At 66.2% G+C, this 12,040-nt stretch carries 10 protein-coding genes; 6 read left to right on the top strand and 4 right to left on the bottom strand.

The window, feature by feature from the left end; genetic code table 11:
* Positions 1-83: 83 nt before the first annotated feature.
* The 3 genes from LZC94_00485 to LZC94_00475 all read left to right on the top strand — a co-directional run bounded on the left by LZC94_00485 (position 84) and on the right by LZC94_00475 (position 3,780).
* Entirely contained in the window at positions 84-905 is an 822-nt protein-coding gene (locus tag LZC94_00485) for an NAD(P)-dependent oxidoreductase (protein WXB15755.1), read from the top strand.
* Positions 906-924: 19 nt separating this feature from the next.
* The gene (locus LZC94_00480) at positions 925-2,415 is read left to right on the top strand and encodes a M20/M25/M40 family metallo-hydrolase (GenBank protein ID WXB15754.1); all 1,491 of its coding nucleotides are present in this window, start codon (positions 925-927) and stop codon (positions 2,413-2,415) included.
* Positions 2,416-3,342: 927 nt separating this feature from the next.
* Entirely contained in the window at positions 3,343-3,780 is a 438-nt protein-coding gene (locus tag LZC94_00475; protein ID WXB15753.1) for an A24 family peptidase, read from the top strand.
* Between the two features lie 35 nt (positions 3,781-3,815).
* Here LZC94_00475 and LZC94_00470 read toward each other — a convergent pair whose 3' ends face one another.
* Together LZC94_00470 and LZC94_00465 are read right to left on the bottom strand one after the other, a co-directional pair.
* On the bottom strand, positions 3,816-5,288 hold the full coding sequence (locus LZC94_00470) for a class I SAM-dependent methyltransferase (protein ID WXB15752.1): 1,473 nt from the start codon (positions 5,286-5,288) through the stop codon (positions 3,816-3,818).
* Positions 5,289-5,312: 24 nt separating this feature from the next.
* Entirely contained in the window at positions 5,313-6,194 is an 882-nt protein-coding gene (locus LZC94_00465) for a hypothetical protein (protein WXB15751.1), read from the bottom strand.
* A gap of 1,134 nt (positions 6,195-7,328) precedes the next feature.
* Here LZC94_00465 and LZC94_00460 point away from each other — a divergent pair.
* Positions 7,329-7,931, top strand: coding sequence for a hypothetical protein (locus LZC94_00460; protein WXB15750.1), 603 nt, complete (start codon positions 7,329-7,331; stop codon positions 7,929-7,931).
* Here the strand turns inward: LZC94_00460 and LZC94_00455 are convergent.
* Positions 7,925-8,308: a RidA family protein gene (locus LZC94_00455; GenBank protein WXB15749.1), complete on the bottom strand. Its 384-nt coding sequence runs from the start codon at positions 8,306-8,308 to the stop codon at positions 7,925-7,927. The two genes, LZC94_00460 and LZC94_00455, sit on opposite strands and share 7 nt — an antisense overlap.
* A gap of 142 nt (positions 8,309-8,450) precedes the next feature.
* Here LZC94_00455 and pcaC point away from each other — a divergent pair, with 142 nt between their 5' ends.
* On the top strand, positions 8,451-9,596 hold the full coding sequence (pcaC, locus tag LZC94_00450; protein WXB15748.1) for a 4-carboxymuconolactone decarboxylase: 1,146 nt from the start codon (positions 8,451-8,453) through the stop codon (positions 9,594-9,596).
* The gene (locus LZC94_00445) at positions 9,593-10,978 is read left to right on the top strand and encodes an adenylosuccinate lyase family protein (GenBank protein ID WXB15747.1); all 1,386 of its coding nucleotides are present in this window, start codon (positions 9,593-9,595) and stop codon (positions 10,976-10,978) included. The genes pcaC and LZC94_00445 overlap by 4 nt, the downstream gene beginning before the upstream one ends.
* A 21-nt stretch (positions 10,979-10,999) precedes the next feature.
* On the opposite strand, the gene LZC94_00440 is transcribed toward LZC94_00445, so the two are convergent.
* Entirely contained in the window at positions 11,000-11,899 is a 900-nt protein-coding gene (locus LZC94_00440; GenBank protein WXB15746.1) for an EamA family transporter, read from the bottom strand.
* Positions 11,900-12,040: the final 141 nt, after the last annotated feature.

Raw genomic sequence — 12,040 nt, 5'->3', positions numbered from 1 at the left:
ATGCGAGCGCAACGGGACGGGGTCAAGGGTTCGGCTCGAACAAACTCTTTAGTACACGAAAGAAGCGCGGTACCTTGTCGCGCATGGCCACACTCCAAGGCAAAACGCTCTTCATCACCGGTGCAAGCCGGGGCATCGGCAAAGCCATCGGGCTGAGGGCTGCGCAAGACGGCGCCAACGTCGTCATCGCCGCCAAGACGTCGGAACCGCATCCGAAGCTGCCGGGTACCATCTTTTCGGCGGCGGAGGAGATCGAGAAGGCGGGCGGGCGCGCGCTGCCTTTGATGGTGGACGTGCGCTCCGAAGATCAGATCGCCGACGCGGTGAAGAAGGCGGTGGAGACGTTCGGCGGGATCGACGTCCTGGTCAACAATGCGAGCGCCATCAGCCTCACGCCCACCGTGGGCACGCCGATGAAGCGCTTCGACTTGATGCATCAGATCAACACGCGCGGCACCTTCGCCTGTTCGCAGGCGTGCATTCCCTATCTCGCGAAGTCGCAGAACCCGCACATCCTCAACCTCTCGCCCCCGCTCAACATGGAGGCCAAGTGGTTCGCGCCGCACGTGGCGTACACCATGGCCAAGTTTGGAATGAGCATGTGCGTGCTGGGCATGGCCGAAGAGCTCAAACCGCAAGGCATCGCCGTCAACGCCCTTTGGCCGCGCACGGTCATCGCCACGGCCGCCGTGCAAAACCTGCTGGGCGGCGACGCGACCATCCAAGGCAGCCGCACCCCCGAGATCATGGCCGATGCGGCCTACGCGATCCTCACCAAACCGAGCCGCGAGTTCACGGGACACTTCTGCATCGACGACGAGGTGCTCGCGTCGGTGGGGGTCACCGATCTCTCCAAGTACTCGGTCACCCCGGGCGCCACGCTCATTCCCGACTTCTTCGTCTGAGTGTACGCTGGCGGGCGCCATGCGACGCCACGTTCCGCTGCTGCTCCTTCCGCTCCTCGGCTGCGCGAGCCCGACCGTCCCGCCCCCGACCTCGCCCAACGCCCAGGCATCGTCCTCCACATCCTCGACCCGCGCGGGCGCGCCCATCACCCCGCTTCCGCCGGCGACGCCCGCGGAGCAGCCGCTTCGCCCGCTGGCCGAGGAGACGCGCGCCGTGCTCGATCAGCTGGTCGCCGTCGATACGAGCCATGGCCACGAGACGGACGCGCTTCGTCCCGTAGCGGAGCGGCTGCGGGCGGCGGGGCTGCCGGTGGAGCTTCTGGAGAGCGCGCCGGGACGGGGCAACTTGGTGGCGCGCTACAAGGGCAATGGGTCGAAGAAGCCACTGCTTCTCATCGCGCACGTGGACGTGGTGCCGGTCGAGGGGCAACCTTGGACCGTTCCGCCGTTTCAGGTCACCGAGAAAGAGGGGTTTCTCTGGGGCCGCGGCATCAACGACGACAAGGCCATGGCGGCCGCCATCGTGGCCATCGCGCTGGAGCTCGCGCACGAAAAGCCGGCGCTCTCGCGTGACGTGATCTTCGCCCTCACGGCCGGCGAAGAGACGGGAGGGCTCGCGGGCGCCAAATGGCTCGCGCAGAACCACCAAAATCTCATCGACGCCGAGATCGCGCTCAACGAGCTGGGGACCATCCGGCTGTCCGACGATCAGGAGAAGGTCCTTTTGGTGACCACCGGGGTCGCGGAGAAGACATTTCAAACGTACCAGGTGGTCGCGCGGGGCAAGGGCGGGCACTCCTCGCTGCCGCCCGTCGACTCCGATCCGGTGCTCGCGCTCTCGCGGGCGCTGGTGAAGCTCTCGCAATACCGATTTCCGGCGCGCATTCTTCCGGTCACCAAAGAGCAATTCGCGAACGAGGCGGCGCTGGCGCCGAAGCCGTTCTCCGATGTGCTCAAGCGGGTGGGCTCGACGGGCCGGCTGGCGCCGGAGGACGAGCGGGTGCTCTCCAAAGATACATTCTACAATGCCTTGATCCGCACCACCTGCGTCGTTACCCAGCTCTCGGGCGCGCCCCAGGACAACGTGCTCCCGACCACCGCGGAGGCCAACGTCAACTGCCGGCTGTTGCCCGATGAGACGCGGGAGCAGCTCTTGGAGACGTTGAAGAAGATCGCGGGCGATCCGGCCATCGAAATTACGCCAAAAGCCGATTATGGCTACGGCCCTTATTCGGCGCCCTATGGAATCGTGCCCTCGACCATCAAGCGAATCGCGCCCCAAATTTGGCCCGAGGCCCCCGTAGGCGCCGCCATGGGCACGGGCGCGACCGACTCGCGCCATCTGCGCGCCATCGGCATTGCGGCTTATGGCGTGAGCGTAAGTCCGATATCGAAAAAAGAATCCCTCTCCGGCCACGGCGCCCACGGCCCCGACGAACGCCGCCCAACGAAGTGGCTCGCCGACGGCGCACGCTACTTGCACGATCTCACGCTGGATCTCGCGAAGTAAACGGCCCCGTTTCCAAGCCGTTTCGACTCGACAGGATCGCGTTGGGGCTCTTGAAGCAACGCCCTCGCTCGATTCGACACGATCGCGGCGGATCTCGCGAAGCAACGCCCCCCGTTTCGATTCGACACGATCGCGTTGGAGCTCCCGAGGCAACGCCCCCCGTTTCGATTCGACACGATCGCGTTGGAGCTCCCGAGGCAACGCCCCCGTTTAAATTCGACACGATCGCGTTGGATCTCCCGAAGCAACACTCCGTTTTTCGAGCCGTTTCGATTCGGCACGATGGCGTTGGATCTCCCGAAGCATCGCCCCGTTTTCGAGCCATTTCGATTCGACACGATCTCACGCTGAATCTCCCGAAGCATCGCCCCGCTTCGATTCGACACGATCACGATCTCACGCTGAATCTCCCGAAGCATCGCCCCGCTTCGATTCGACACGATCACGATCTCACGCTGAATCTCCCGAGGCAACGCCCCCGTTTCGATTCGACACGAGCACGCTTTCACGCCGAATCTCGCGAAGCATCGCGCCGTTTCGATTCGACACGATCACGATCTCACGCCGAATCTCCCGAAGCATCGCGCCGTTTTCGAGCCGTTTCGATTCGACACGATCACGATCTCACGCCGAATCTCGCGAAGCAACGCCCCGCTTCGATTCGACACGATCACGATCTCACGCCAAATATCGCGAAGCATCGCGCCGTTTCGATTCGACACGATCACGATCTTACGCTGAATCTCGCGAAGTAACGGCCCCGTTTCCGAAACGTTTCGATTCGGCACGATAACGGCGTATGCGTGCGCGTGTGCAAGTGGCATCGAAGATTGCCGACTTGGTTACTGCTGAGCATATGGATGTATCTGGACCATGGCACTCCCGGCTCGACGGGGACGCAATGGTGCTAGTTTAGGGCGCACTCGCATGGTCCATATCTCCATGTCCGCGGCCATCGCTGCGCTGGGCCTCGCGCTCCTCGCGGCGGCGTTCGAGCTTCGCACGAAGCGCATACCCAACCTGCTCGTTCTGCCAGCCATCCCGCTCGCGGGCTTGCTCGGCATCGTCGATGGCGCATGGGCCGATCATGCGTTCGGCCTCCTCGCGGGGATCATCGTCGGGATCATCGCGTACAGCAGGGAGGCGGTGGGCGGAGGTTTGCTCAAGCTCATGGCCGCCGTTTCCGGCTTTCTCGGCATCCAGCTGACCCCGGTGCTCATGGCCGCCGTCGCCTTGGCGTTCCCCGTGGCCGCGTTCGTCCTCGGCCACTTTCACGTTCGAAAACGCGCCGACTGGATCGTCGGAAGCCCCTTCGTGGTGGGCGCCTGCATCGTGGCGCTGCTGGCCGATCGTTTTCTGCCGTGACGCCGTGACCGCAAAAAGGCGAACCTCGACCGCGTTTACGTGACGAGTAGCGCCGAGCGCGCCAAAACGTGGACGCTACCACGCACCAGCTCGAGCCCGTCGGCCCGGGAAACATGGCCCAAGAGGCCGGCGCTCCTCGCCTCGTCCGCGAGGGCGTGCAGGGATCGCGTACCATCGAGGCGCGAAAGGACGAATCGCACCAGCGGATCGGGCAGCCGCACCTCTTGGTGCCAAAGGTTGGTGATGGCGCCAGCATGCTGCACCTGCCAGCGCGCGAGCTCGAGCGCCTTGGCAGACTCGCCGGCGACCGTGAGCGCGGCTGGCTCGTGCACGTAAAGATCGAGCTCGCCCGTGGCGAGCCATAGGTCGAACAGCTCCGAAATGAGCGTATTTTCCTGGCCCGCGCGGGCCACGTCGCGCGAACCGCCCGCACCGTCCACGCGAGCCAAGAGCTCACGAAACGGCACCGAGCGCGGCGCGACCCGCTCGAGCTCGCACAAGGCAGCATGCGCCGCGGGATCGGGGACCTGCACGCTCTCGCGGGCCCCGCGGAAAAAGCCGTCGCCGTTCGAGCGAAGCCGGCTCGCGATGCGCAGCTCGACCAGCGCCTGCGGATCGAGCCGGTGCGGAAAGCGCCAGCCGCGCGCCGCGCAGGTATCCGCGCGCACCAGGAGCGCGCGGCGAAACGAGGTGCACCGAACGAAGTCGACGATCGACTGCACCTCGGCCGCGCTGCGTCCGCGCGCCTTGGCTTCGACGGCGTCCGGCAGAAGCTCGAGCGCGGTATGCGCGGGGATGGCGTCGCCCAGATACGTGAGCCCCGCGCCCTCGGCCTCGCGAAGAAACGCGCCCGCGTACTCGGGGTGATGCTCCTCCGACAGGTACTCGTGCACCAAGTACGCGCGATCCGTCTCCGCCAGACGCGCGAGGACCCGCTCGATGCCCTGCCGATAGGCCCCGAGCTCCGGTGAAATCTGCTCGCGAAGCCACGCGAGGGACGCCGGATCGCCGGCCTCGTGCTGCAGCCAATCCCTGGCCGGAAGGCGTTCGTACCAGCCCGGTAACGTGTTGAAGCTCACGTACGCGATCCCCGCAGGCGCAAGCCATCGCGCCAGCGACGCGAGCAGCACCTGGCGCGCGGCCACCGGGATCCACGAGTACAGACCGTGGCACACGATGAAGTCGAACGACGCCGGCGGAAGCTCCACCTCCTCGAAGCTCGCGCGGCGAAAGACCGTGTTCGCGAGACCGGTCGCCTCTACGACGCGCGCAGCCTCCTCGATCTGCCGCTCCGAGCGATCGATGCCGAGCAGGCTCGCCCCCGGAAGGCTGGCGGCCATGGGTAACAGGTTGCCGCCGCGCGCGCAGCCGATCTCCAGGATGCGCGCGCGGGTCAGCTCGGGCGGAGCCCACCCCGACAAATGCGCCACGGCCGCGAGCCGGTTCGGGTGCGATTCGGCGTACGCGTGATCCGTATAGGGGAGGCGGTCGTAGGGATCGTCGGGCATGCTCCGCGGGCGATCGTTAGCACGTCAGGCCGAAGCGCGGAGGTAGAGGGCCCAATACCCCTTCCACTCCCCGTACCGCTCACCCAGCGCGAGCGCCTCCCGATCGGACAACTCAGGTGCATGATACACACGTCGGATGGCCGACACGAGGTGCTCGCTCTGCGATGCGAACCGCTCCAACCGCCCGAGGCCGCGGAACAAAATGAAGTTCGACGAGAAGTCGCCAATCATCGGCAGCGCGCGCAACCATGTGTCGGCTTCGTCGTACGGGAGGGTGCGAAGACCGTCCTCGGGCATCTCGGCGAAGGCGCGGGCGACCGTATAGATGGCCGTCGCTTTTTGCGGGTGACGGACCACCTCGGCGATCGCCGAAGGTGATGCCTCGGCCAGAGCACCCGCCTCCGGAAAGGCGGCGAACGTATGCCCTTCCACCTCGAGCGAGCGGCCGAAGCGCGCGACCATGGCGCGTTTCACCTGACGCGCGCGGGCCATTGGGGTGCGCTGCATGAGCACCGCCCAACAGGCGATCTCGAAGGCGCTCGGAAACTTGACGTGGCGCATGCCGTACAGCTGCAACACCACGCGCGAGAACGCAGGATCGTCGTCGGCGCGCGCGTAGAACGGGACCAGATCGTCGTCGAGCCCGAACTGAAAGCGCACCCGGCGCAGCAAGCGGATACGCGCGTCGAACGAGAGAGGCACCTCGGAGTGAAGCCGGTAGGCGAGGCGCTCGGGATGCTCCATGGCCGATAGCTCGAACACGACCACACGCCCATCGACCATCATCGCCCGCGCGATCGCGTGCGGCCCAAGGCGCTGCTCCCCGGACATGGGTGCAAAATTACACATGAAGCTGATCGTGTGGGCAAAGTCCGACGGCGCCTGCACCAGGAGCTCCCCTGACACCACGTTAAGCTTCGAATTCCGCGGCTCGCGCTGTTGAGCAGGCATCATGACGCCCATGATGCTCCCGGTAGATGACAGCGTTCTGTCAGGATAGAGCAGGATGCTCCTTCGCCGCGTCCGTCGTGGTGCCTGTCACCTCGGCGTTTGCCTCGTGGTGGTTGTCACCTCATAGCGTCTCGCACGGTGCGTGGCAATTCGCCGCGTTCCATATGTCGTCGTGGGCTCGTCACCTCGCGCCAGCCCTCACGATGCGCATCCCGTGCGATCGCGCGGCGGTTGCCTGTCGCCGCCGGCCTTGCGGTACTCGGGCTGCGACATGTTCGCGCGACGACCGAATCAACCTCCAGGACGCCAGGATCGCAAAAACGGAACGAGCTCGAAACGCACGACCGCACTCGGTAAGCCTGCTAAACCTCGTAACTTGGGTAAGCTCGACGATCCTCGCGTCCTGGCGGTTCGCGCTCTCGCGCCGACAGAAATCGCGCCGTCGTCGCTTACGCCTCTACCGGGTGGCGCGACATGACGTCGATCCGCTCGCAGTCATTCTGACCACCATACACAGGGCGACGCTTGGTCCAAATCGACCATCCGAATGAGAATCGATTTTTCTTTTTTCAAGCTGTCCACATTCGTGTCGGTGATTGCTCGGCGACATCGTCCTGTGTTCGCGGATGTTCGTACTCGCGCTCGTACGAAGTCGATGGAATCGTGAACGAAAACGAGATTGCAGGCCAATTCCCAAGTATGTCCTCCAGTTCATTGGAACATCGTCCAAGCGAAAGGATGGAAAGAATGGGCGAGGTACGATCTTTTCCGATCAACGAGCTCGGATGTGCTGCTATTTTGATTGCGTGATTCCGCGCTCGCGGCGGTAGGTCGCCGAGGAGGTCGGGAGGGTAACACATTGGTCCACCTTCATTCGAGGTTGCCATCGCCGCGTTACGAATTTTCATTGGCATCTCGCGCCATTGCTTCGATGATTCGAAACGTAATGAGATTTGCACGCTAGCGGCGCGGCAGGTGTCCGCGCTGTCTCGCACGGGCGCATGCCGCATTCCCTCACGCCCTCACGCCCTCACGAATGTTTCGGGCAGGGTCGACGTCACTTCATCCATCGAACTACCGTGAGAAAACATGCAACACTCCTTTCACTCGATGCATGGTGCATCGGAGCCGATACGCGCCCTGAAGGGGCACTTTCGACGGCTCCCATTCGTCTTCGGTCTCGGGCTCCTCGGCGGCGGCGGCGGCGTGCTCTCCTATCCGCTCTTGTTCGCGCCACCTGGGGATCTCGTGTCGCTCGGCGCGGGCGCGCTCTCCGTCTTCCTCGGCGCCGGCCTCGTGTACACGGCGTACGGCGAAGCGTGCTCGCAGTGTCGCGCGAAGATGGAGGACACGTACGCGACGTTGCCGCTCGAGCTCGTGGAGCAGGTTCGCTCCGCGGTGCTCGCGGCCAAAATGGGCGACCTCGATTGGATCGTGCTCCTCACCGGTGTACCGCTCGCCCCCCCGCATGCACGGCTGACCGCGAGCCTCGAGCTCACGTACTGTCCCACGTGCCGTCAAGTCGGTAAGTTGTCGAGCGCACAGCGCCGGTGTCTTTCCGACGGAACGACCGTCCGGCGCGAGACCTCACGCCCGGTGGTGCTCTCGGGATTTGCACTTTCGCAAGCGCTCGACGTGATCGTCGCACGGAACATGGCGCTCACCCGTGCGCAATACGGCAACGGTCAGTGACGGCGCGCCGTCACTTGAATCTCGATTTTCATCCGCGGATCGGCGAGGTTGGCGGAGAACATCGTTGCGGCGGGACGGACGGAGCCCAGGTACTTCTTGAGGACCGGAAAACACGGCTCGAAGTCCGGGACGTGGGGCACGATGTAGGTGACCCGTACGACGTCCGCGAGGGATGCGTTCGCCTCGCGTAGGGCCCACTCGATGTTTCGGAAGCACTGCTCACACTGTTCGACGACATCGTCCGAGATGGTCTTCGCCGCATAGTCGAAGCCCGTGGTGCCCGAGACGAAGATGAAATCGCCATCCACGACGGCGCGCGAGTAACCAATGAGCTCCTCGAAGACCGAACCCTGAGAAATCAATCGGCGTTCACTCATGCGCGCCTTCATAGGACCGGCCCCCTCGTAGGACCAGCGCAAACGACGAGCCCCGGTCGGTCGGCCGCGACAAAGGCCGTTGCGAGCGCCGCATCGAACGTACGACACTGCGGCAACGACGCTCGAACCGAGGTGAATCCCCATGTTTCTCGCCACCAAGACCCTGATGACGCATGTCACGATCGAGGGCCCTCCGGGTGCGCCCCCTCTCTTGCTCCTGCACTCGCTGGGCACCGATCTTCGCGTCTGGGATCCGCAGGCCGCCGTGCTCGCGCGCTCCTTTCGGGTCATCCGCCCCGACATGCGCGGCCATGGCCTCAGCGAGGTGACGCGCGGCCCGTACACCATGGATTTGCTCGCGCGCGACCTCCTGGCGCTGCTCGATGCGCTGGAGATCCGCTCCGCGCACCTCGGCGGGGTGTCGATCGGGGGCATGATCGCGCAAGCGGTCGCGCACATGGCGCCGGAGCGCGTGCGCTCGCTCGTGCTGTGCGATACGGCGCTCGCCGTGCCGCCGCCGGAGTTCTGGCTCGATCGGGCGGCCACTGTGCGCCGGCAAGGGGTGGCATCGATCGCCGAGAGCATTTTGAGCCGTTGGGTGACCCCGGGGTTTCTCGGCTCGCCGGAGGCGCAAGGGCTGCGCGCGATGCTGCTCCGCACACCGGCGGAGGGCTATGCCTCCGCGGCGGAGGCGCTCACCACGGCTGATTTTACCGGCAAACGCCATGCGCAGCGCATCCCCGCGTTGGTGGTGGTGGGCAAAGAAGATATCTCGACCACCGTCGCGCAGGCCGAGGCCGTGTGCGAGGCGCTCGATGGAGATCTGGTGGTCCTCGAGGGCGCCGCGCACATTCCAACCTTGGAGAAGGCCGACGCGGTGACCGCGACCCTCGTGAGCTTTCTGCACGAGCCTGCCGCCGATCTCTACGAGGCAGGTTTGGTCCTTCGCAAAGAGGTGCTGGGCGAGGCGTACGTGGACGAGGCCCTCGGGGCCATCACGGAGCTCGATCGCGACTTTCAGGCGTTCCTCACGCGAACGGCGTGGGGCAGCGTGTGGGCGAGGCCCGGGTTGGACCGCCGGACGCGAAGCCTTTTGACGATAGCGCTCCTCGGCGCGCTGGGGCACCACGAGGAGCTCGAGACGCACGTGCGCGCGACGCGAAACACGGGCGCGACCCCGGGCGATGTCGCCGAGGTGATCCAACACTTGGCCATCTACGCGGGGATCCCGGCGGCCAACGCGGCCATGCGGATCGTCAAGAAGGTGCTGAAGAAGGAGCGGGCGTGAACGCGTCCATTCACCCGGCCGACAGCGCCATCTTCGGCACCTTGTTCGGCACCGATGCCATGCGGGCCATCTTCGCCGAGCGCGCGCTCTTTGCGCGCATGCTCGACGTGGAGGCCGCGCTGGCGCGCTGTCAGGGGCGGCTCGGCATCATCCCGGCCGAGGCGGCCGACGCCATTTCGCGCGCGGCGAACCTCGATTGCCTCGACGCGCTCGACGCGCTCGACGCGAAGGAGCTCGCGACGAGCGTGCAGCACGTCGGCTATCCGGTGGTGGCCGTGGTGCGCGCCCTCTCCCGCGCCGCCGGCGAGGACGCGGGCCGCTGGACGCACTGGGGCGCGACCACGCAGGACATCCTCGACACCGCGGTGGTGCTGCAGATCCGCGACGGCCTCGCTCGGGTGCGCCAGACCTTGATCGAGACCATCGGCGCGCTCGCGCGGCAGGCGGATCGGCATCGCGCCACGACCATGGTGGGGCGCACGCACCTGCAGCAGGCCGCGCCGATCTCCTTCGGGCTGAAGTGCGCGGTGTGGCTCGCGCCCTTGGTGGCACACGTCGAGCGGCTCGATCAGCTGCGGCCTCGGGTGGAGCGGGTGGAGCTGGGCGGCGCCGCGGGCACCTTGGCCTCGCTCGGCGATCGCGGCACCGCGGTGATGGACGCCCTCGCCGCGGAGCTGGGGCTCGCGAGCCCGCCCGTGCCCTGGCACGTGGCGCGCGATGGCTTCGCCGAGGCGGTCGCCTTTCTCGGGCTCCTCTGCGGCAGCCTGGCCAAGATCGCGACCGACGTGATCCTATTGGGTCAAACCGAGGTGGGCGAGCTGTTCGAGCCTTACGAAGACGGCCGCGGTGGCTCCTCGACCATGCCGCAAAAGCGCAACCCCATCGCCTCGGAGTACGTGATCGCGGCCGCGCGCGCGGTGCACGCGTTGGTTCCTCTGATGCAAGGTGCGATGGTGCAGGACCACGAGCGCGCGAGCGGGCCATGGCAGTCGGAGGCGCTGGCCCTCCCGCAGGCGTTCGTTCTCGCGCACGGCGCCCTCGAGCACACGCGGCGCATCGTAGAGGGCATGCAGCCCGACCCGGCGAGGATGCTCCGCAACACGGGCGCCGGCGGGGGTCTGCTGATGGCCGAGGCGGTGATGATGGAGCTCGCGCCGCGCGTGGGCCGCAGCGCCGCGCACCACCTCGTTCAAGAGGTGTGCAAGCGCGCGGAGAGCGAGCGGATCGATCTGGCCGAGGCCCTGCGGCGCACGCCCGAGACGAGGGCGCAGCTCGACGATGCCGCCATCGCGAGGGCGACCGATCCAAGCCGGTACCTCGGCAGCGCCGGTACGTTCATCGATCGCGTCCTCGCGCAGGCGCACGCGCTGCGGATGGCGTGACGAGGTGCAGGCCCAACGACGCTAGACCTCGGCGCCATCGGGGCGATTGGAGAAGGGCGCGATCGCCTCGTCCGGCTTGGAGCGATGGTCGGTGCGGGCGGCGCCGATGGCGGCGACGGTGACGAACAGGATGCCGAACATGGGCCCGATACCGGGAATTTGCCGGAGAATCACCAGGCCCACCACCAGCGCCGCCGCCGGCTCCACGCTCATCAAGGTGCCGAAGGTGGCCGCCGCGAGCTTTCGCAACGCGAACATCTCCAGCACATACGGGATCGCCGGCGACAGCAACGCCAGCCCCGCGCACTTGAAGATCACGAAGGCATCCAACTGCGGGAGCGCTTGCGCGAGGCCCACGGGCGTGGCGATGAGCGCAGCCACCGGCATCGAGATCGCGAGCCCGGTGACCCCGTGCAAGCGATCCCCCACCCGCTGCGTGAGCAGAATGTACGCGCCCCAGCATGTCCCCGCGCCGAGCGCCAACACGACGCCCGACACATTGGTGACACCGCCCCACGGCTGCGTGACGAGCGCGATACCGGCGAGGGCCAGCGGAGGCCATGCGAGCCCCCACCGCCCCGTTCGACGGAGCACGGCCACCGTGAGCGGGCCCAAAAATTCGATGGACACGGCGGTCGCGAGGGGGATGCGGGCGATGGCTTCGCCGAACAGCACGGTCATCCCTGCGGTCACCAAGCCGAGAGCAACGGCGGCCACCAGATCGGCGCGCGGCATCGTCCAAGGCCGCGGTCGGGCGATGGCCACGAAGATCACGCCGGACCAGCACAGCCTGAGCCACGCCGTTCCCGCTGGGCCGATCTGATCGAAGATCGGCATGGAGACGGCGGAGCCGAGTTGCACGAGGACGATCGACGAGAGCGCAAAGAGCACCCCCGTCGCGGTTTGATTTCGACCGCTCATCGCCGCGCGATCTTACTCGCAGAAGCCACGGGCCCTCGTTCGAAAACTTTGCGCGCGCCATGCCGCGCCAACGGCGAAGGCGGACGCATCCGCATTCGGGCCGAACGGATCCATCCTTCAAGTGCCATTTCGTTCCTCTAG

This window comes from Sorangiineae bacterium MSr11954, from assembly GCA_037157815.1.
Lineage (GTDB): Bacteria > Myxococcota_A > Polyangia > Polyangiales > Polyangiaceae > Pendulispora > Pendulispora albinea.
This window is presented reverse-complemented; position numbering and strand designations above follow the sequence as displayed.

Coding starts and splice junctions, on each gene's coding strand:
- LZC94_00485 (WXB15755.1), top strand. CDS start 84: ATGGCCACACTCCAAGGCAAAACGCTCTTCATCACCGGTGCAAGCCGG.
- LZC94_00480 (WXB15754.1), top strand. CDS start 925: ATGCGACGCCACGTTCCGCTGCTGCTCCTTCCGCTCCTCGGCTGCGCG.
- LZC94_00475 (WXB15753.1), top strand. CDS start 3,343: ATGGTCCATATCTCCATGTCCGCGGCCATCGCTGCGCTGGGCCTCGCG.
- LZC94_00470 (WXB15752.1), bottom strand. CDS start 5,288: ATGCCCGACGATCCCTACGACCGCCTCCCCTATACGGATCACGCGTAC.
- LZC94_00460 (WXB15750.1), top strand. CDS start 7,329: ATGCAACACTCCTTTCACTCGATGCATGGTGCATCGGAGCCGATACGC.
- LZC94_00455 (WXB15749.1), bottom strand. CDS start 8,308: ATGAGTGAACGCCGATTGATTTCTCAGGGTTCGGTCTTCGAGGAGCTC.
- pcaC (WXB15748.1), top strand. CDS start 8,451: ATGTTTCTCGCCACCAAGACCCTGATGACGCATGTCACGATCGAGGGC.
- LZC94_00440 (WXB15746.1), bottom strand. CDS start 11,899: ATGAGCGGTCGAAATCAAACCGCGACGGGGGTGCTCTTTGCGCTCTCG.